We start from the raw sequence: 19,344 nt of genomic DNA, 5'->3' as shown, positions 1-19,344 counted from the left end.
ACCGAAAACGTACCGCCCCCCCTCCCTCCAACCGACAAGAGCCGCACCACGATGAAGGCATTTCTAATTGATCGCTATGGCAAGAACACTGGGCGCATTGGAGAAGTGCCCGTCCCTAACGTGGGCGCCCACGACGTCTTGATCGAGGTACACGCCAGCAGCGTCAACCTGCTGGATTCGAAGATCAGGAAAGGCGAATTCAAACTGATCCTGCCCTATGCATTTCCGCTGGTGCTGGGCAATGACTTGGGGGGCGTAGTGGTTCAGATTGGAGCACAGGTGACGGGGTTCAAGCCGGGAGACGAGGTCTATGCCCGCCCGCCTGAAGCGCGGATCGGAACGTTCGCCGAATTGATCGCTGTGGACAAAAACGCGGTCGCACGCACACCCGCCAATACCACCATGGTACAAGCCGCGTCCCTCCCCTTGGTTGCACTGACCGCCTGGCAAGTGCTGGTCGAAACCGCCCAACTGAAAAAGGGCCAGAAAATACTGATCCACGCCGGCTCCGGCGGCGTCGGCACCCTCGCCATCCAGCTCGCCAAACACCTCGGCGCCTTTGTCGCGACCACCACCAGCACCGCAAATGTCGAATGGGTGAAGGCACTCGGGGCCGATGCAGTGATCGACTACACACAGCAGAACTTCGAAAGTGTCTTGCACGACTACGACGTGGTGTTGAACAGCCTCGGCGCCGATGTACTGGAGAAGTCACTCGAGGTCCTCAAGCCCGGCGGCCAGTTTATTTCCATCTCAGGTCCACCCACTGCACAGTTCGCGCGGGAGCAAAGGTTGTCCTGGCCATTGCAGCAAGTCATGCGTCTGCTGAGACTTGGCATTCGTCGCAAAGCGCGCAAACAGAACGTCAGCTACGCGTTCGTGTTCATGCGGGCCAATGGCGCTCAACTGCAACAAATCACCGCACTCGTTGAGGACGGCATCATTAAACCTGTGGTTGATCGCTCCTTCACCTTTGAATCAACGGCAGAGGCGTTGAAGTACCTCGAGCAGGGACGAGCCAAGGGCAAGGTCGTTGTTACGCTCAAATGACGACGCCACAAGTGGCTTGCGATGCGGCCGTTGCGCACGAAGTGGACCCAGTTGGGCTTGATACGATCCCCTAGTGCAGCGCGCGTAACCCTTATCGGGCCGCTGGCAAACGCCGCCGGCTTGATGCCCTTCCAGACCTTCGGGGGATTCGGCGCGCCAAAGCTCTCGGCATGTGCGTACGCAATGCCCAGCCAGCGTAAGGTGTTCCCGGTTTTAGCGCCCACGAACCAGCCGCTTGTGGTCCTGACTTTCATGTTGATCATTCGTTGATGGGCCTCAGGTGAATACGAGCAAACCGAGCGGCAGTAATTGAGTCTGCGAGCGCACCAGAGTGAATTTCGTTCTGCCCGGCAATGACTGTGCTGGAAAATGATCGACGCAATCATCCTCCTCAGAACGGCAAGTGGCCTCGAGGGCGAGTCACTGTTAGTGGACGCTCGTAGGAAGGGTCGGTCTTATCGCGCGATGCCACGCCCGTAGCGGCATAAGCGTCCAGCGCTTCCTGAGGCAGAGGGAATTCGCCAAGCGCACCGTTCCATTCAATCACGCACTTGCGTGCAGCAATCGCCCACCTGCCGTCACGGCGTTCGAAACGGTCAAGGTACCTGCCGCCACTCAGAGTGAGGCCTGGACCGACCTGATTCTTGCCCGAGAATATCCAATAGGTTTCGGTGTGCGCCGTATCGCCATCCAGATCGCATCGATGGTTGAGCACGTAATGCTTATGGGTGTGTTGATACTTGGCGTGATAAGCGAACGCCCAGTCGATGAACTCATCTACCGACCCGACAAACGCGCCATGATCATCCAGGGCATCGTCGTGATACACGCTTTTCACCATTTCCCGGTCGAATCTGTCCACGCCGCTGCAATACCGAATGATGCAGTCATGGATTTTCTGACGGTCGATAAGCTCTTGCAATTCAACAGGAACAAATGGGCTGGTCATGGATTTTCCTTTTCTTGTCAGAGGTACCGCACCGGATCAATGAACGTCGCGAAGCCTTGTTCAAAAACGCTTCATCTATCTCGCCAGGGATGCCATTATCTGAACGGCGATCAGATAATAGAATAAAAAACGATTAAGGGAGAAAAAAATGAAAGCGATTCGCTTCCATCAATACGGAGGGCCCGAGCAACTTGTTTTGGATGATGTAGCCACGCCGGGTATAGGCGCCAACGAGGTTCTGGTGCGAATTCATGCGGCGAGCGTCAACCCGGCGGACTTCAAGTTCCGCGCAGGCTGGTTCAGGGACTTCGTCGACCTTGCCCTGCCCTTCATTCCCGGTGCGGATTTTTCCGGTACGGTGGAGAAAGTTGGCTCGCAGGTCGACGGCTTCAAGCCTGGGGATGATGTGTTTGGCATGCGGGACGTCCAGGCGGGCGGTAGCTACGCGCAGTACATCGTTGTGAGCAGCGACGCGATTGCCTTGAAACCGAAGCACTTGAGCCATGCCGAAGCAGCCGCTGTGCCTTTGGCCGCGTTGACTGCATGGAGCGCTCTGTTCGATCACGCACAGCTGAAACAGGGGCAGCGAATACTGATTCATGCCGCGGCAGGCGGTGTAGGAATATTCGCCGTTCAACTGGCCAAGCTTGCGGGTGCTGAAGTCATAGCCACAACGTCCACGCCCAACGTGGACCTGGTTCGCTCGCTTGGCGCTGATCAGGTGATCGATTATCGGCTTGTGGACTTTGCAAGCGTCGTGCGAGATGTCGATGTGGTTCTGGACGCTCTTGGCGGTGAAGGCCAGGCGAAATCGATGAGTACGCTGCGACAAAATGGCTTGATCGTGACGCTGCAGCCGCCTGGCGTCGATGCCGCCCTCGCGCAACAGATGCAGGTGCGTACAGCATTGGTGGCTGTCTCCGCTAATGGCATTCGTACCGCCGAGCTAGCTGCACTTCTGGACAAGGGCACTCTAAAACCCGTGATCGATCAGCAATTCCCCCTGGCGGATGCGGCCCAGGCCCACGTTCGCAGCGAGTCGGGCAGGACCCGGGGCAAGATAGTTCTGACCATGGATCAAGAACCCGAGTAGATCACTTCTCATTGGCCATCACGCTGGCACTTGAAGGCCGGACATCGGCTTGCTTAGTACTGGCGACGGCCCGATTACAAAAAGGGGGAAAACCCAAATGCTCAGTTTCGATGCAAAAGTCGCTCTCATCACCGGTGCAGGACGCGGCATCGGCCGCCAGCACGCCCTTTCGTTGGCTGAACGCGGCGCTTTTGTCGTGGTGAATGATTACGGCGTCAACGGGCGCGGCGAGCAAGGCGGGAATGCCGACCCGGCGGCTTCGGTGGTGGCCGAGATTCACGCTTCAGGCGGTCAGGCCATGGTCGCTTGCTGCGATATCGGCGACAGTGCCCAGGTGGCCGAGATGATGGATGCGGTCATTGCACGGTGGGGCAGAATTGACATTGTGATCCACAACGCGAGCACCTACGCGGATCTCGGCCCGTTCGAATCGACCCGCGTGGATGACCTTGAACGCATCATGCGCGTCAACGTGACCGGAGGCTGGAATGTCGCCCATGCCGCCTGGCCGCACATGCAGCGCCAGGGACAGGGCCGCATCGTCATGACAGGCTCAGGCGCCGGCATGTTCGGTCGCCGCCGCGATCAAGCGTACAGCGTGGCAAAAAGTGCGCTCATAGGCCTGACCAAGGTGCTCGCCACCGAGGGCGAACGCCAGGGCATCATGGTCAATCTGGTTGGCCCGGTAGCGTTCACCGACCAGTCCAAAGCTCAGGGCATACCGTCGATCATGGAGCGTTTCGCCCCGCCCATCATGGTCAGCAATCTGGTGATGCTGCTGGCCCATACCGATTGCCCGGTGAATGGCGAAATGTTCCATTGTGGTGGCGGATTCGTCTCGCGGGTATTCGTGGGGGAAACGTCCGGCGTGACATTCACGCTGGAGGATATGTCGCCCGAAGGCTTGCTCGAAGCGTTGCCACGCATTATGGATGAGACTGACTACGCCGTGCCCAGAAGCTCTGATCAATCAGGTGCGCGGCTGTCAGCCGGTATCGCTTCGGTCAATCCGGAATTTGCCGAAGTACTGGCGGCTGCCAAACGCGCGCGTGACGTCGCGCGGTAAGACGAATTGAAAGGCAACACGGGGGCGAGGAACTATCACGCCCCTGGAATTGGGGCCGCTGCACGGCCCCTTTTTAGACTCTACAGCTTGATCACGCCCTCGAAGCCCCCCAGCACAATGCCTTTAGTACGCTTGATGAAGTCATGCGGGTAACCCAGCTCCAGCTTGCTGAGCTGGTCTAGTGACGCCACCTGATTTGCATCCAGCTGGAAATCCAGGCAGGCCAGGTTGTCGCTCAATTGTGCCAAGGTCCGGGCTCCCAGCAGAGGGATCACTCCTTGCTTGGCGCGTAGCCAGTTCAGCGCCACATGCACGGGATGCCTGCGTAACTGTTCGGCCAGTACGCTTACCCCCTGGGCGATTGCGAGGCTACGCTCATCGAGGGGCTTGAGCTGGAAGGTCTCCAGACGTTTGCCCTGAGTATCGTCAGCATTGCCATATTTGCCGCTAAGAATGCCACTGGCCAGCGGCGACCATGCGCAAACGGAAAGCCCCAGCGCTGCAGCCATAGGCAGCAATTCGCGTTCTGCCGCGCGTTCGATCAGGTTGTATTCGATCTGCAGCCCCACGAATGAGGTCCAGCCCCGCAGCTCGGCCAGGGTATTGGATTGCGCCACTACCCAAGCCGGGGTATTGGAGGCACCGATATAAAGGATCTTGCCCTCTCGAACCAGATCGTCCAATGCACGCATCACCTCATCCACCGGGGTGATACCGTCCCAGCAGTGTGTCCAGAGCACATCAAGGTAGTCAGTGCCCAGCCGACGCAGGCTGGCCTCCACCGAACGCTTGAGACTTTTGCGCTGGTTCCCGGCGATGTTCGGATTGCGCGAGCCGGGTACATGGAAGCTGTACTTGCTGGCGATGACCGCTTCATCCCTGTGCCCTTTGACCAAGCGTCCCAGGATTTCCTCCGAGCGACCATCGGAATAGATTTCGTTGGCCGTATCAAAGAAATTGCCACCGGCGTCGCGAAACGCCTGATAAATCGGGCCAGCCTCCTGCTCGGAAGTACCCCATTGTTTGGCCCCGAAGGTCATGGTTCCCAGGCAAAGCTCAGATACCCGCAAACCGGAGCGGCCGAGTAGTTGATAATTCATGTGTTTCCTCGCTATTGAATTCGAATGTCGTGAACCGCCGTACAACGCGGCGGCGATGAAAAATCATCAGTACCTGGCCCTATCCCTCATCATTCACCCAGCGAACAAAACGCTGCAGAGGGTTGAAACCATCGTGGGGCAAGCCCGCTTCCACGCCAGCGGAACCGCCAATATTCACGACCCTTTGCGCCCCGGCGCAGGCCAGCCGGTCGCGCAACTGTGCCTTGCGTTCTGGGGGATAGACGCCCACCGTCTGCGTGGCGATGTTCACATGACGAACAGCGTCCTGTAGGTCATCCACCTGCACGACATTGACGACCTTGCCATCAGGGTGGAAATCGACAGGCTCCTGGGAACGGATTACCAGCCCTTCCCCGCCGTGCCCGCCCCATACGCGATAGGACGGCTCGAGCATGCGCAATCCGTCGATTTCATCCCGCAGTTCTGCAGACACACGCGGTCCGATCGCCGATGCCGTCGGCCTGTCGATATTCATTCGCCGTTGCAACAGGGCGCAGAATCGGTCCACCTGCTCGGTGCTTCCCTCGACGAACTGGAAGCGGCTGGAGGCGCAGGCTTGCTGATTCATCAGCGTCACATCAAAAGCCGCCTTGTCGGCGACCGCTTCCAGCGTGTCCTGCGAGTCGAACACCTCGCGGCCGATCATGGAGATGGAGGTTTTCGGATCGAACGACACCAACTCGAACCCTGGGCCGATGTATTTGCTCACGCTGCGGATCGCGCTGTCCCCGCCCCAGGCAACCACCTTGTCAAAGAACTGCGGCCTGAACAGCGCACGCTCGACCTGCTCATCGCCGCCTCGCCAGTACACCGCAGAGAAAGAACGCGTGAGCGGGTGGCCAGGCGCCACGGCAGCCATGGCGCGCAAAATGGCGGGTGCCGTGAACAAGTCGTTCGAGGGCAACTTGAGCAGGTGCACGCCTTTGGTGAGCGCACCCCGCACCACCGTCAAAGCCGAAACCCCTGGAGCGTTGCCCGCGACGATGTGGATCAATCTTGGGGGGAACGCACGGATGCGACTTTGCCGTCCGCTTGGAGCGTCGTTGATCACACGCCAACCATCCAGTACGTCGGCACCACCCAGCTCGGTGCGAATCTGGAACTCCAGGCTTGTACGGTTGAATGGTGCCGAAATGTTCTCGTAGGAAAACTCCATGATGTGACGCGGCAACGGGCCGGTCCTCAGCGAGTTTTCCAGGGCCTCGGCGACGAGGCCGTGCGGGTCCGACTTGAGCCACTGCCCCGTCTGCTCCAGCACTTCGATGATCTCAGCAACAGGCGTATCGAATGCAGGCCCGGGCTGGTCGCGCGTCCACACCAACTGGTCGAGGTCCAGCCTGGGCGTCGCAAAGCGCGCGCGGGCGGGTCCGTGTTCACATTCAGCGCCGTGCACTGTCTGGCCCTTGATGAAGTGGCAAACCGTAACCGTACCGGGCACTTGTTGTGCTGCGGGAGAATAAGTCATTCTGCAAGCGCTCCTCGAATGTAGGCATCTAACGTCCCGGCGCAGCCGATGTGATCGTCCTGGCCGATCTGGCTGAAACGGGTGATGTTGTCGAGCAAGGTCGGGCCATGTCGCCCACAGGGACAGCTGTCGGAAAAATCGACGGTCACTTTGTCGCCCGTGATGACACCACCCCACCGGCCTTCGTACAGCAGGTCGAGAAACGCAAAGCGCCCCTCGGCGAAACCTTCTGCATTGGCATCTTCCATCGTTAACAAGCGCTCGCCGGGCTCATCAGTGATCAACCAGATCAGACCCGGCGCACGGTGATAGCGCCCGGCTTCACAGCGGGGCATCAGTTGGGCGATTTCGGTCATGCCGTAGGCCGCGGGGCGGATGACATTGCCATAGAATCGAGCGACCTGATCCTGATAATCCTCAGGCAACGCCACGCCTTTTATGCCGCCGCCCGCCTGAACGATGCTCTGGGGATGGAATTCACCGTCACCGATTCCGCGCTCGCGGGCGCACTCGATGATCATCATGTGCTGGGCCCACAGCCCGCTGATCATGATGGGCTCATGCCGGTGATCAAGAATTTTATCGGCAAGCTTGCGCATGTCCTCAGCACCCTGGCGAGCCTTGAGTCGTGCCGCTGCTTCGAAGGCCTGGATCTCCTCGGGCAGTGCAGTACCCTCCGCGATCGCCTTGCGCATGGCAGCGGCGCGGCTGACCTCGCTGATCAGCAACGGCTCTTCGGTCAACGCATACATTGCTCCCGCGCGGCCCCAATTCAGGCGGCCGATCTGCGCCGATTCGATGGCGCTGTTATAACCCTTGATAGGGCCCAGCCAGAACAGCGCCCGGTTGGGCTCGGCACGCACGAACGGCCAACCGGTGGCGTGTTTGTAATGCAGCGCCTTGTTCTCTTGATCGGCGGCGGTGTGATTAAGGAAGGAACATTTGCCACTCGAACCACTGGTCGCCAGCGGTCGGTGCCCTGCCGCATATAAGCGTTCAAGCCACTCATCAACGTCCTTCACGCCTGTGACGTCGACGTTGCTGACATCCGCCACGGAAAACGTTTGCAGCCACTGAAGCATCCGATCCCATTGATTGTTGTCGATGAAGGTTTGCGGGTAGGACTTGTAGACCGTGTGAGAGAAAAGCAGCGGCACCAGCTGCTCGAGGCTGTCGATTCGAGTGATGCCCGCTTCCTCCGCGCGGTGACGTAACAGCGGTATCTGTTCGATACGGACCTCGAACAGCTCTTGCGCAGCGAGCAACTGAAGTTCATGGACCTGTGCTTGTGGCTGATCGAACGCGTGGGGCTCGACGATCTGATCAAGCAATTGTTTTCGTATGGGCGTCATTGAATACCTCGGCTTGTTGTTCTTATATGTGAACGGCATTTAATTTACGAGGGAAATTAATAGCCCGGTTTAAAGCCGTGGTCAACCCCTTCTTTCCGACTGTCATTGCAACGCCTTTTAAATCAATAAAACCATGGCCTCTGTTGAGCACAGCTGCTAACTTCAAGCCTCATTACGGCAACGACCAACATAACAGCCATGACTAACCAATCTGATGTTCTTACGGAAGCCTTCATTGCCTTGGCCGACCCCACTCGACGGACACTTTTCGAGTTGCTGGCGACCGCACCGTCATCTGTTGGCGCGTTGGCGCAGCAAATGCCGGTCACCCGCTCTGCGGTTTCTCAGCACCTCCAGGTGCTCCATAAAGCCGGATTGATCGAGCAAACCAGGAGTGGCCAACGGCGAATTTATGCGCTCAGGAAAGAAAGGCAGGGAGTGCTGGAGAAACTGAGCGAATACGCGCGCTCATTCATGGAGTCCACAGCAATCATCGTGGATGAATGCGTCCCGCCCCTGCGCGGCGATGATCGATCCGAAATGGCACAGTTGAATTGGCAGGCGGTGAACGCTGAGGTCGATACTCAGGTCGTTGCGCTGGCAGGTCGGTTCTATGTAGCAGGTCACCGCATGGAGCAACTCCTGGCGCGCACGGCTGCACGTCACCGCTTGAACGTCGGAGAAGCGATGATTCTAGGTACGTTGAAGCGCCTGGGCAGCGAACGCGCTTGTACACCCACTCAATTGGGCCGGCACTCGCTGATATCCCTGCCGGGCATTGCAAAACGGCTAAGCCGTCTCGAACAGATGGGCCTGATCGAGCGCACGATGGCTGATCGGGATCGGCGCTCGGTACAGGTTATTTTGACAGACGCAGGGGCGAAGGTCTTCGAAGCGATCAGCCACGAACAGTTCACCCACAGTTACGCAGGCTTCATTGCGCTTTCCGCCGCCCAACGCGATGGGCTGGATGAAGTGTTGGATCGCCTGCTGACGACGCTGCCTCCACTCTGACACGGCACAGAGCGTCCCCCATCCTGAAGAAGGCGCTCACTCTGAAAATCGTGTCAGACGCCCGTCAATGACCGCACGCGCTTGCGACATGATCGATTGCACCAGGTCGGCGCAAGTGGGCACATCATGGATCAGCCCTACTCCCACGCCTGCGGCATAGGCACCGTCGTCCGGGTCGCCACGCTCCGTGGCGAGCACCCAACGCAGGCCGCTGGCCAACGCCATTATTTCATCATGCGCCGCTCCGACCTTTTCCATCTCCAGGATCTGTTCGGTCAAAGCGTTGCGCAGTACCCGCGTCGTATCGCCAATGCTGCGACAAATCAGCGTGGTGTCGCGCTCAGTGGCCGCCAGGTAGCGAGCCTTGATCGCTTTCGGCATGGGCGACTCCTGAACCATCAGAAAGCGCGTGCCCATCGCTATCCCCTCCGCACCCAACGCCAAGGCGGCTACAAGGCCGCGACCGTCGGCAAATCCGCCGTTGGCGACCACGGGAATTCTCAGTTGATCGACCGCCGCCGGAATCAGCACCATATTGGGCACATGGTCCTCACCCGGATGGCCTGCTGCCTCAAACCCGGTCAAGCTGACCGCATCGGCCCCCAACTGTTGCGCCTTCAAGGCAAAGCGAACCGCCGTGCATTTATGCAGCACCTTGATTCCAGCCTCCTTGAAGGCGGTAATGAACTGGGCTGGATTACCGCCGGCCGTTTCCACACAAGTGATGCCCGCATCCAGGATGACCTTGGCGCTGTCTTCAGGTCTGACGCTGAGCTTGGGCAGGATCGTCAGGTTGACGCCAAAAGGCTTGTTCGTCAGGCCGCGGGTCTTCTCGATTTCTTCGTGCAAAGCAGTCGGTGACGGGAAACTGTGAGCGGACAGGAACCCCAGCCCGCCTGCGTTGGCAACCGCTGCCACAAGCTCGGCGCGCGACACATAACGCATACCGCCCTGGATCAGGGGAAACTGGATACCGAACAGCTCAGTGATTCTGGTTTTGAACATCATGACTCGCTCTAGGAGGTGATACCTGATCCGACTGTCGTCTCACAGCGCTCCGCAGTCGCAGAACGCCTTCAAGCACGTCCGTTCGTATGTGTCGATCAGGCTGAAGCCAGTTCTGCCGCTTGGGCAAGCTGCACTCGACATTCGCGGACCATGCGATCGAGCAATTCCTTGCAGCTGGGAATGTCATTCATCAGGCCAATCGACTGGCTGGCCCACACCAAGCCGTCGTTCACGTTGCCCGATTCCAGCGTCGCGCGACCTCGAGCGCCTGCTACCAGCGGACGCACGTCCTCGAATGTGCAGCCGCCAGGCTGACGCTCGATGGCCACGACCTGCTCGGAAATGGCGTTCTTGAACACCCTGCCGCTGTTTTTCAGGGTTCGGAAAATCAAAACGGTGTCACGCTCACTGCCTTGCACGACTGACTCCTTGATGCCGGAGTGGATCGGCGCCTCCTGCGTAAGCATGAAACGTGTACCCATGTTTACACCCTGCGCGCCAAGCACCAGTGCCGCCGCCAATCCATAGCCATCGGCAATGCCGCCGGAGGCGATGACCGGGATGCTGAGCGCCTTGACCGCTGCCGGGATCAGCACCAGGCCGCCGACGTCATCTTCGCCGGGGTGCCCCGCGCATTCGAAGCTGTCGATACTGATGACATCGACGCCACTGCGTTGCGCACTCAGTGCATGGCGGACCGAGGTGCACTTGTGCAGGATAGTGATACCGGCTGCCTTGAGCCTGTCAAAGTATTCCTTGGGACAGTTACCTGCTGTCTCAACGATCTTCACGCCACTGTCGATAATCGCCTGAAGATATTCGGCATAGGGCGGCGGGTTGGCCGTCGGCAGCACGGTCAAGTTAACGCCAAAAGGTTCACGGGTAAGAGTACGGCAACGTTCAATTTCATCGCGCAACGCGTCGGGCGTTGGCTGCGTCAACGCAGTCAGAATGCCAAGCCCGCCGGCATTGGAAACCGCAGAAGCCAGTTCGGCGCGACCCACCCACATCATGCCCCCCTGAATAATCGGGTAGCGAATGCCCAGCAGCTCCGTCACTGCAGTTTTCATGATGCCCTTCTCCTCATGCGCTGATCATTGTTTGTTCTTATATTTGAACGTCATTCAACTTGTCATGCTGTCCCCGACCGAACAAGCCTCCCGGTCATTGCTCACTCAGGCATCACGCTCACCCCAACGCCCTTGATACGGATGAACTCATCGAGGCCCGCCTTGCCTCCCTCACGGCCAAATCCGGAGAGACCCACGCCGCCAAACGGCGATGCAGGATGCAAGGCGGGAGTTGCCCGATTGATGTAGACCGTGCCCGCGTGCAGGCGATGAATGAGACGCTGGCTGATGTTCAGGTCATTCGTCTGCACGTAAGCCGCCAATCCATATTCGGTTGCATTGGCGAGGGCCACAGCTTCGTTTTCATCGCGGAATTTGAAGGCGCAAAGCACCGGTCCGAAGACCTCTTTCTGGGCGATGGACGCGTAGGGGTCCGTATCGGCAATGAGGGTGGGCTGGATGAAATTGCCCTGCCCCTGCACTGCAATGCCTCCAGCGAGAAAACGACCCGCATTGCCAGCACGCGCTGCGCCGATCATTTCCAGCACCCGTCCACTGGCCTTGGCGTCGACCATTGGCCCAACGATCACGTTCTCGTTGAGCGGATCGCCATACGGCAATTGTTCGACAGTGGCCTGCAATGCTTCCAGGAACGGCTCGTACACCGCCTCATGAATGATCAAGCGGGTTGGCAGCGCGCAACCTTGCCCGCTATTGGACAGCCCGAATGTGGCGCAATAGGCCGCCGTGGAAGCAATGTCGACACCAGGAAAAACAATGTTGGCTGATTTACCGCCCAACTCGAACACCAATGGCTTGAGGGTGTCAGACGCGGCCCGCATGATTGCGCGGGCGGCTTCCGGGCCGCCGGTAAAGGAGATTTTGTCGACCCCCGGATGGCTCGCCAGTGCGGCCCCTGCCGCGACCCCGCCTGGCAACACGTTGATGACACCTGGCGGCACACCGGCCTCCAGGGCCAGCTCGGCAAAGAGTTGCGAACTGAAGGGCGTGGACTCCGCGGGTTTGATCACAACGGTGTTGCCCACTGCGAGCGATGGCGGGACTTTCATCGCCAAAGACAGCAAAGGCGCGTTCCAGGTGATGATGTGGCCGATCACGCCATAGGGCTCAGGAACCGTGTACTCGAAATGCCCCGCTGGCGATGTACCGGTTACGAGGCCTTCGATCTTGTCCGCCCATCCTGCGTAGTAGCGCACCCAAGCACTGATACGCGGCGCCATGCCGTGCACCATCGTGCTGATCGGGATGCCGTTTTCGACCACGGCAATGTGCGTAAAACGCTCCATGTTTTGATCAATCAGGTCGGCAAAACGATCAAGAATCTGTCGGCGCTGGACAGGCTTCATCGCACGCCATGCCGGGTAAGCGGCGCGTGCAGCAGCGACGGCCATCACGACTTCATCGCGCCCCGCCATGGGAATATCCATCTGAAACTGTCCCGTCGCGGTATTGCGGTGACTGAAGGTGCCGCCGCTCCCGCGCGCAAGGCTGCGCTCACCAATCAGCAGGTTGACAGCGGGCAACGTGGCGGCAATCGCGGCGTGCTGCGCCGGGTTCGGGGGAATGAATATCATCGTCCAGATTCCTTTTGGCTTACCCAGTGTGGCCATGCCACGCAGGCTGGCCCCTTGATCGGGGCCCATGGATAGACGGGACAGACAAAACTGCTGTCAGTTTTCGTCCGCACCTGCTTCGATCAAAGCATGCGCCGCCATCGGGCCGATCTCCGTCACGCCACCGTCGACCGGCAGGTGCACGCCGGTGATGAAGCGCGCTTCATCGCTGGCCAGGTATCGCACCGCCAGGGCAACGTCCCACCCGTCACCTTCAATGCCGAGCGGGCCGACATTTTTACGCGTGACGCGCATCTGCGCAGGCAGCAGCGACATTGCCAACGGCGTGAGCACATGACCAGGAGCGACCGTGTTGGCGCGAATGCCCTGGCGCCCATAAAGAACGGTCAGTTCGCGCGCAAGCGCAGCCATTGCCGCTTTCGATGGTCCATAGGCGATACTTCCATGGGCGCGAATGCCTGCTATCGAAGAAATGTTGATGATCGAACCGGCACCGTTGCGAATCATTTCAGGCACGGAGTAGCGGCTCATCAGCATCGCGCTGGTCAGGTTGATGTTGAGTACCCTCATCCACGCTTCTTCGTCCGGCGCGTCCAGGGTGACGGGCGTCGCCACACCGACGTTGTTGACCAAAATATCGAGGCGACCGTAACGGGCGACCGTTTGCTCGACGATGCGGGCACAGTCATCGCGCAGCGTAACGTTACCAGTGCAAACGAAGGCTTCGGCGCCCATGTCCTGGATATGCTTGAGAGTGTCCTGCGCACGTTGGGCGTCGAGGTCAACGAGGCACACCTTGGCCCCTTCGCCGGCGAGAACGACAGCGATGGCACGGCCGATCCCGATGCCGTCGCCTTCGGCGCCAGCTCCCGTGACGATGGCGACCTTACCGGCCAATGTGGCGTTGTAATGCTTGGGTTGGGGCATGATGGAACTCCGAGTTCGTGCGGGTTCCGAGCAGGCAGCAGGATGACCCCGGCCCGCCTGCCCGATGATGGGCATGGCGAGCCATCTGGCCACTCGGTTTTCAGTCAAGGAATCAGTGAATCGAACGCACCAACGTCGCCGCCCGTCCGTCGTCGCTGTTGACGAGTACGGTCTCGCCGTGCTGGAACGTCTGCGGAATGTCAGCACCTTCGCGCTTCTTGCCATCGGTCCCGCGCACGTACGTCTGGGGCTCGATATCGAACGTCCTCTCTAGTTGAGTGCGGTCGTCACGCAGGGTGATATGCTGCGGCGTAATGCTCACCACACTGCCAATCGAGGGCACCTTGCCCGAAGCTTCGGTCACGCGAATGTCCATCGACATGCGAAAGCGATCCCGGGACAGGTTGGTGAGCCCGCTATGCGGCAGATTCAAGTCGAAAATCATGATATCCCCGGCTTCGAAATCCGCACGTTTCCAACCCTCGATGGGGATGAGGTCGGTTGGAATGGGGAATTGTGGCGGGTTGTTCAGATCATGCAAAATCGGGCCGCGATGGGCACCCTCCACCCAGGCACAGCCGCCCACTTCATCGTCCACCGTGTCGATGGGCACCCAGCAGATTTTCATCTCCAGGCCACGGCTGTAAAAGCCATCCTGGTGCGGATAGATAAAGCGGTTCTGGCCCGGATCTTCCACAGGTGGGTTCGCCCGGTATTCGGCGATCGGCAACCAGAACGGATCGTCGCCCAGCAACTCCTTCATGGTGGCGACAATCTTCGGATTCTCGGTCAGCATGCGGTGCATGTTGTTGTGATTGAACTCGCTGACACGCGCCAGCTCGGCGGGAGAAACGCTCTTGCCTTCGAAACTGGACCCGTTGTAGCGGTTTTCATTGACACCCGGATCGATCAGACCATGGCGCTGGAGGTAGTCTATCCAGCGCGCACGCATTTCGCCGATCACGCCTTTGTCCAATACATCCTTGAAGTACCAGTAACCGTCTCGCTCCCAAGCCTTGTTGAGCGCCTCCCGGTCACCAAGCAAATGATTGGCAGTCTTCAACTGCCCCATTGTCCGGGGCTGTTCCAACGGTACGGCTTGTGCATTTTTATTGTTCATGGACCGTCTATCCTTCTGGCTCGCGTTCGGCCAAGCAGGTTGATGATGCCCCATGCTGCCACCCCTTCGCCCCCACCATTAGGGTCGTATTCGACATAATCAGGGGGTGAATTCAACATCGCGACCGCCCACCCTGTTTATCGGATGCTCCGCTGCTCTGGAGCGAATAAACACCCCCTCAACGCCGTATCGAGTTTTTCTATAGATCTATTGAATTCCTTTGAAGTGCCGGCTACCTTACCTGCATCCTCTCCCTTGCCTTGCCCCGGAAATAACCATGTCTAACAGGACAAGTACCGACAAGTATTCCCGACGTCGCCTGGAAATCCTGATGGCGGCCGCCTCGGTGATTGCTGAAAAGGGCTTCCATGGCTGCCGGACTCAAGACATCGCCGATCGGCTCAACCTCAAGCAGGCGAGCCTGTACTACTACTTCCCGACCAAGGAAAGCGCGCTGGAAGCGGTGTGCCTCTATGCCGTTGAGGAGTCGACCAACCGGCTACGCCAGATCACGCAGAACACCGGAGCGCCGCTGGCCGATCAGATTCATGCCGTGATTCATGCCTATTTGCACGATCTGGACACTCACCGGGATTGCATGATCGTGCTCGCCGAACAACGTCGTTATCTGGGGCAGGACCAGCAGGTTGCGGTCCGTGCGCAGAGGCGCGAATACCGAGCCCTGCTCGAGCAGATGCTTGAGGATGCGCGCGCAGATGGCCAATTGAGCGCTGACATCGATTGCCAACTCGCCGTGCGCGCGTTGATCGACCTGTGTCATTGCGCCGCCTTGAGACTGCAGCGCAACCCCGGACATGACGCGACGTACATCATCGACCAATACAGCCGCCTCTTCTGCAAGGGTATTGAGCGTTGAGTTCGAAGACGCCCGCCCTCAAAGCGGTTGGGTAATGCACCAGACCGGGCAAGGGTGATCAGTGCCTTCGCTCGAGCCAGCAACGTCATCCGGAGGATGAATCATCATGAATCAGCTCAGCGGCAAGGTGGCGCTCGTCACTGGATCCACCCAAGGCCTCGGCGAGGGCATTGCCATGCGTTTCGCCCAGGAAGGGGCGAAACTGATCGTCAACGGTCGATCCGAAGAGAGGGGGCGAAAGGTCGTCAGCGCCTTGCAGCAGTTGGGTGCTGAAGCGATATTCATACGCGCCGACCTGACCGATAAAGATCAGGCACAGCGCCTGGTCCAGGACGCGGCGCAGCACTTCGGCCGTCTCGACATCCTGGTTAACAATGCCCAGGTTGTGCCGCCGCTGGCGCCCGCCGAATTTGCAGTCAACGACGGACTTCTCGACGCAGCCCTGCGCTCCGGGCTGTATGCCTCGCTCTGGACCGGACAAGCCGCGCTTCCCTGGTTCATCCAGGCCGGCGCTGGCCGCATCATCAACTTCGCTTCGGTGAACGGTGCCTACGGCAGTCGCTACGGTCTGGCCTACAACGCCACCAAAGAGGCCATTCGCGGCCTCACCCGAACCCTGGCCAACGAATGGGGGCGGCACAACATCACCGTCAACGTAGTGTTGCCCTCCGGCTGGAGTCCGGCGTATCAGGCCTTCTATGGCGACGATCTGCAGAAGCTCGAAGGTGTAGCCCGACACACGCCGATGCGGCGCCACGGACGAGCTCAGGAAGATATTGGTTCAGCGGTGTTGGGGCTTGCCAGCGACGACAGTCGATTTATCACAGGGCAATCACTCTACATCGATGGCGGTCAGAACTTGCTCGGCCTGCCTCAGTTGCACACCCTGGAACCCCTTCAGCAGGAGATTGCGCCATGAGCCAGCTACAAGATAAACATGTGCTGGTCGTAGGCGCCGATGCGATCGGCCGCGGGATCGCCATCCGTTTTGCGCGAGAAGGTGCCCGAGTTGCAATACTGGACCCAACGTTCGCCCTCGCCCAGGAAGTCGCCGAGGCCATTGAAGCCGGCGGCGGCTGTGCCGTCGCGTTTGCTGGCGCCTTTGATGCACACGTTGGACCGACACTGCAAACCGCCATCGCTGCACTGGGCGGTGTCGATGTGCTGGTCAATAACGTCCTGCCCATTCCCGTCATCGCGCCCCTTGAAGAGCAATCGGCCGATGCGTTCAACGACGCGTTCGCCCGGGTCCAAGCAGCGGTGTGCGCGATGCAGGCCGCGCTGCCCGTCATGCAACAGGCAGGCGGCGGACGTATCGTCAATGTCGGGCACCGTTATGGCGAAGGTGTCAACGAAGCGTTGGCCGCGTACAACTGCGCCGCGTGGAGCCTGGCTGGGCTGACGCGCACTGCGGCGGTCGACTGGGGGCGCTACCAGATAACTACCAACCTGCTGCTGCCATTGGCCGATACGCCCGAAATGCGCCAGTGCCATGCGCGTCGCGCCCGGGTCATGGACCTGATGATCGACCAGCTTCCATTGGGGCGCCTGGGCGATCCGATTGAAGACGTTGGCGCAGCGGCGTTGTTTCTGGCTTCGGACGCCTGCACCTTCGTCAATGGCGAGACCCTGCATGGCGACGGCGGCCAGCACGTGGCCGGCCCGGTGTTGAACCCCGCACGGTTCGGCTGACTGGCCAATGCCGGTGAACACAGATGCGCCTGACGCCTGGCTTGCGCCATACTGCGCCAAAGCGCCCCACTGACAAGGACCAATAAATGTCGGGTTTCGCAGTCGTCGGCCTCTCAGGCGCTTACCTTTCCAGCCTGGGTGTCTTCCTTGATGCATTCGAGCTTATCGGCCGGCAAGTCATTGAGCTGTATCGCACCCGCGAACCGATTGCCATGCAGACCCGCGTTCATCTGCTGACGCTCGACGGACGCCCTGCCCGATTGGCCGGAGGCAGAACCCTCCCTTCCGACGGCGGCCTCGATGCGCCGGTCCAGTATGACCTGATCCATCTTCCGGCCTTCATCTTTGACGACCAATCGACACTGCCGCCCTGGCTGGATAAAAACGGTCCGCTCTGCCAGTGGCTGATTCGCCAACACGCAGGCGGTGCACTGATTTCGGCCAGTGGCTCAGCGGTTTTCCTGCTTGCCGAAGCAGGACTCCTGGGCGATGGCACCGCGACGATTGCTCGCCCGTTGATACATCTCTTCCGCCGTAGGTATCCCAATATTCGTATTGATCATCGCTCGGCGGTGGTGGAGCACGGACGGGTCATCAGCGGCAGTGGCCTGGCGGCGGATATTCAGCTACTCACGCGCGTGGTGGAGTACGTCACCACCCCGGAGCTTGCCCGCTGGTTGAGCGATGTGACGAGCCTTCACCAGGCCGCCGAAGATCACCTGGCAGACGACCCGCTCACCGCCAACGCCCAGCTGTGGCTGGAGGAACGCTTCGCCCAGGACGTGCGCATTTCGGAGCTGGCCAAGGCCATGGCCGTCAGCCAGCAGACAGTCCTGCGACATTTCCAGCGGCACCTGGGGACCACGCCTCAGGAATACGTGCGACAGCTGCGAATGAAATCCGCGCAGGGATTGCTGATGCGTACCAGCCGCCCCATCGCACAGATCGCGACACTGTGCGGTTACAGTGATGTGCAGACCTTTCGCAAGGTCTTCCGAGAGTATGTCGGGGCGAGCCCGAGCCAATACAGGGTCCACGGCAAGGACACCTCATTCGGGCACCTTCCTCAGACCAGATTGCCGGTCCATTGATCGGCAAACATGCTTTCCAAGCGCCAACCGAGAATCTTTGCGACATCCTTGTCGCACGATTCCAAGGGCTCACACTCCCGCCGTGCGCCCATCATCGATCACCTGCATTGTCCCCGTGATGCCCGCCGACTCGTCGCCTCCCAGGAACAGCGCAAGGCTTGCCACTTCATGTGGCTCGATCATGCGCGCGCTGGTACGAGCCAACAAGGCAGCCATGCCCTCTTTCGACACCTCGTCGAAGATGGACGTTCGAGTCATGCCCGGGCAGATTGCATTGACCCGTATTCGGTGCTCACGATATTCCAGGGCGGCCGCACGGGTCATCATCAGCAATGCGCCTTTGGATGCCAGGTAGGCAATGGCATTGCAGGTGGCTGAAAAGGCGCCAACCGAGGCCACATTGATAATCGACCCTCCACCCGACGACATCATTGCAGGCAAAGAGTATTTCATCATCAGGAACGCCCCTCGCTGGTTAACGCCGATCACCCGATCCCAATCCTCGAGTGCTACCGCGTGGGTCGGAACCCTTTCACGCGGACCGATGCCTGCATTATTCACCAGCACATCAAGGCGACCATAGCGGGCTTGCACATGATCGAGCAGCGCTTGCACCGCCACCGGGTCACTGACGTCGCAGCCCCGACTTTCCAGTCTGCCGCCAACGTCGCGTGCAGCGCCAGCGGGTTCCAGCTCAAACACGTTGAGGTCAACAGCGACCACCTGCGCCCCCTCCTCGGCAAACCGCAACGCCACTGCGCGCCCGATTCCCGCTGCCGCGCCCGTGACCAGGGCGACCTTTCCAACCATTCGTGACATGACACCTCCTCCCTGCAAAAAGCAACCGTCAGTTT

General features: G+C 59.6%; 18 protein-coding genes. 8 read left to right on the top strand and 10 right to left on the bottom strand.

Features of this window, described 5'->3' with window-relative positions:
- Positions 1–51 precede the first annotated feature (51 nt).
- Positions 52–1,050: an NADP-dependent oxidoreductase gene (locus tag AB7M26_RS18650; RefSeq protein WP_429388883.1), complete on the top strand. Its 999-nt coding sequence runs from the start codon at positions 52–54 to the stop codon at positions 1,048–1,050.
- A gap of 391 nt (positions 1,051–1,441) precedes the next feature.
- Here AB7M26_RS18650 and AB7M26_RS18645 read toward each other — a convergent pair whose 3' ends face one another.
- Positions 1,442–1,999, bottom strand: a complete 558-nt coding sequence (locus AB7M26_RS18645; protein ID WP_429385723.1) for a nuclear transport factor 2 family protein — start codon at positions 1,997–1,999, stop codon at positions 1,442–1,444.
- Positions 2,000–2,147: 148 nt separating this feature from the next.
- Here AB7M26_RS18645 and AB7M26_RS18640 point away from each other — a divergent pair, with 148 nt between their 5' ends.
- Positions 2,148–3,092 (top strand): NADP-dependent oxidoreductase, encoded by a 945-nt coding sequence (locus AB7M26_RS18640; RefSeq protein WP_429385721.1) that lies wholly within the window; start codon positions 2,148–2,150, stop codon positions 3,090–3,092.
- Between the two features lie 97 nt (positions 3,093–3,189).
- Positions 3,190–4,158: an SDR family NAD(P)-dependent oxidoreductase gene (locus AB7M26_RS18635; RefSeq protein ID WP_429385719.1), complete on the top strand. Its 969-nt coding sequence runs from the start codon at positions 3,190–3,192 to the stop codon at positions 4,156–4,158.
- An 80-nt stretch (positions 4,159–4,238) separates the two neighbouring features.
- On the opposite strand, the gene AB7M26_RS18630 is transcribed toward AB7M26_RS18635, so the two are convergent.
- From AB7M26_RS18630 to AB7M26_RS18620, 3 genes are all read right to left on the bottom strand, one after another.
- On the bottom strand, positions 4,239–5,258 hold the full coding sequence (locus AB7M26_RS18630) for an aldo/keto reductase (RefSeq protein WP_429385717.1): 1,020 nt from the start codon (positions 5,256–5,258) through the stop codon (positions 4,239–4,241).
- A gap of 79 nt (positions 5,259–5,337) precedes the next feature.
- Entirely contained in the window at positions 5,338–6,744 is a 1,407-nt protein-coding gene (locus tag AB7M26_RS18625) for an acyl-CoA reductase (RefSeq protein WP_429385715.1), read from the bottom strand.
- Positions 6,741–8,096, bottom strand: coding sequence for a hypothetical protein (locus tag AB7M26_RS18620; RefSeq protein ID WP_429385713.1), 1,356 nt, complete (start codon positions 8,094–8,096; stop codon positions 6,741–6,743). The genes AB7M26_RS18625 and AB7M26_RS18620 overlap by 4 nt, the downstream gene beginning before the upstream one ends.
- 198 nt (positions 8,097–8,294) lie before the next feature.
- On the opposite strand from AB7M26_RS18620, the gene AB7M26_RS18615 reads away from it, so the two are divergent.
- On the top strand, positions 8,295–9,110 hold the full coding sequence (locus AB7M26_RS18615) for a metalloregulator ArsR/SmtB family transcription factor (protein ID WP_429385711.1): 816 nt from the start codon (positions 8,295–8,297) through the stop codon (positions 9,108–9,110).
- A gap of 36 nt (positions 9,111–9,146) precedes the next feature.
- On the opposite strand, the gene AB7M26_RS18610 is transcribed toward AB7M26_RS18615, so the two are convergent.
- The 5 genes from AB7M26_RS18610 to AB7M26_RS18590 all read right to left on the bottom strand — a co-directional run bounded on the left by AB7M26_RS18610 (position 9,147) and on the right by AB7M26_RS18590 (position 14,830).
- Entirely contained in the window at positions 9,147–10,115 is a 969-nt protein-coding gene (locus AB7M26_RS18610) for an NAD(P)H-dependent flavin oxidoreductase (protein ID WP_429388880.1), read from the bottom strand.
- A gap of 98 nt (positions 10,116–10,213) precedes the next feature.
- Positions 10,214–11,188, bottom strand: coding sequence for an NAD(P)H-dependent flavin oxidoreductase (locus AB7M26_RS18605; protein WP_429385709.1), 975 nt, complete (start codon positions 11,186–11,188; stop codon positions 10,214–10,216).
- 101 nt (positions 11,189–11,289) lie between these two features.
- Positions 11,290–12,783, bottom strand: coding sequence for an aldehyde dehydrogenase family protein (locus AB7M26_RS18600; protein WP_429385707.1), 1,494 nt, complete (start codon positions 12,781–12,783; stop codon positions 11,290–11,292).
- A 96-nt stretch (positions 12,784–12,879) separates the two neighbouring features.
- A complete protein-coding gene (locus AB7M26_RS18595) occupies positions 12,880–13,710 on the bottom strand; it encodes an SDR family NAD(P)-dependent oxidoreductase (protein ID WP_429385705.1) in 831 nt (276 codons plus the stop codon).
- A gap of 112 nt (positions 13,711–13,822) precedes the next feature.
- On the bottom strand, positions 13,823–14,830 hold the full coding sequence (locus AB7M26_RS18590) for a phytanoyl-CoA dioxygenase family protein (protein ID WP_429385703.1): 1,008 nt from the start codon (positions 14,828–14,830) through the stop codon (positions 13,823–13,825).
- 277 nt (positions 14,831–15,107) lie between these two features.
- Here AB7M26_RS18590 and AB7M26_RS18585 point away from each other — a divergent pair, with 277 nt between their 5' ends.
- From AB7M26_RS18585 to AB7M26_RS18570, 4 genes are all read left to right on the top strand, one after another.
- Positions 15,108–15,707, top strand: coding sequence for a TetR/AcrR family transcriptional regulator (locus AB7M26_RS18585; protein WP_429385701.1), 600 nt, complete (start codon positions 15,108–15,110; stop codon positions 15,705–15,707).
- Positions 15,708–15,813: 106 nt separating this feature from the next.
- Complete coding sequence (locus AB7M26_RS18580; protein ID WP_429385699.1) at positions 15,814–16,626, top strand: SDR family NAD(P)-dependent oxidoreductase; 813 nt, start codon at positions 15,814–15,816, stop codon at positions 16,624–16,626.
- Positions 16,623–17,399: an SDR family NAD(P)-dependent oxidoreductase gene (locus AB7M26_RS18575; RefSeq protein WP_429385697.1), complete on the top strand. Its 777-nt coding sequence runs from the start codon at positions 16,623–16,625 to the stop codon at positions 17,397–17,399. Before AB7M26_RS18580 ends, AB7M26_RS18575 begins: the two co-directional genes overlap by 4 nt.
- An 86-nt stretch (positions 17,400–17,485) precedes the next feature.
- Positions 17,486–18,490, top strand: a complete 1,005-nt coding sequence (locus AB7M26_RS18570) for a GlxA family transcriptional regulator (RefSeq protein ID WP_429385695.1) — start codon at positions 17,486–17,488, stop codon at positions 18,488–18,490.
- Positions 18,491–18,559: 69 nt separating this feature from the next.
- On the opposite strand, the gene AB7M26_RS18565 is transcribed toward AB7M26_RS18570, so the two are convergent.
- On the bottom strand, positions 18,560–19,309 hold the full coding sequence (locus tag AB7M26_RS18565; protein WP_429385693.1) for an SDR family NAD(P)-dependent oxidoreductase: 750 nt from the start codon (positions 19,307–19,309) through the stop codon (positions 18,560–18,562).
- Positions 19,310–19,344: the final 35 nt, after the last annotated feature.

It is taken from the genome of Pseudomonas sp. F-14 TE3482, from assembly GCF_053629455.1.
The sequence above is the reverse complement of the archived record's forward strand: the minus strand, read 5'-3'. Positions and strand labels throughout refer to the sequence as shown.

Coding starts and splice junctions, on each gene's coding strand:
- AB7M26_RS18595 (WP_429385705.1), bottom strand. CDS start 13,710: ATGCCCCAACCCAAGCATTACAACGCCACATTGGCCGGTAAGGTCGCC.
- AB7M26_RS18590 (WP_429385703.1), bottom strand. CDS start 14,830: ATGAACAATAAAAATGCACAAGCCGTACCGTTGGAACAGCCCCGGACA.
- AB7M26_RS18610 (WP_429388880.1), bottom strand. CDS start 10,115: ATGTTCAAAACCAGAATCACTGAGCTGTTCGGTATCCAGTTTCCCCTG.
- AB7M26_RS18615 (WP_429385711.1), top strand. CDS start 8,295: ATGACTAACCAATCTGATGTTCTTACGGAAGCCTTCATTGCCTTGGCC.
- AB7M26_RS18645 (WP_429385723.1), bottom strand. CDS start 1,999: ATGACCAGCCCATTTGTTCCTGTTGAATTGCAAGAGCTTATCGACCGT.
- AB7M26_RS18575 (WP_429385697.1), top strand. CDS start 16,623: ATGAGCCAGCTACAAGATAAACATGTGCTGGTCGTAGGCGCCGATGCG.
- AB7M26_RS18605 (WP_429385709.1), bottom strand. CDS start 11,188: ATGAAAACTGCAGTGACGGAGCTGCTGGGCATTCGCTACCCGATTATT.
- AB7M26_RS18635 (WP_429385719.1), top strand. CDS start 3,190: ATGCTCAGTTTCGATGCAAAAGTCGCTCTCATCACCGGTGCAGGACGC.
- AB7M26_RS18585 (WP_429385701.1), top strand. CDS start 15,108: ATGTCTAACAGGACAAGTACCGACAAGTATTCCCGACGTCGCCTGGAA.
- AB7M26_RS18565 (WP_429385693.1), bottom strand. CDS start 19,309: ATGTCACGAATGGTTGGAAAGGTCGCCCTGGTCACGGGCGCGGCAGCG.
- AB7M26_RS18600 (WP_429385707.1), bottom strand. CDS start 12,783: ATGATATTCATTCCCCCGAACCCGGCGCAGCACGCCGCGATTGCCGCC.
- AB7M26_RS18625 (WP_429385715.1), bottom strand. CDS start 6,744: ATGACTTATTCTCCCGCAGCACAACAAGTGCCCGGTACGGTTACGGTT.
- AB7M26_RS18640 (WP_429385721.1), top strand. CDS start 2,148: ATGAAAGCGATTCGCTTCCATCAATACGGAGGGCCCGAGCAACTTGTT.
- AB7M26_RS18580 (WP_429385699.1), top strand. CDS start 15,814: ATGAATCAGCTCAGCGGCAAGGTGGCGCTCGTCACTGGATCCACCCAA.
- AB7M26_RS18630 (WP_429385717.1), bottom strand. CDS start 5,258: ATGAATTATCAACTACTCGGCCGCTCCGGTTTGCGGGTATCTGAGCTT.
- AB7M26_RS18620 (WP_429385713.1), bottom strand. CDS start 8,096: ATGACGCCCATACGAAAACAATTGCTTGATCAGATCGTCGAGCCCCAC.
- AB7M26_RS18650 (WP_429388883.1), top strand. CDS start 52: ATGAAGGCATTTCTAATTGATCGCTATGGCAAGAACACTGGGCGCATT.
- AB7M26_RS18570 (WP_429385695.1), top strand. CDS start 17,486: ATGTCGGGTTTCGCAGTCGTCGGCCTCTCAGGCGCTTACCTTTCCAGC.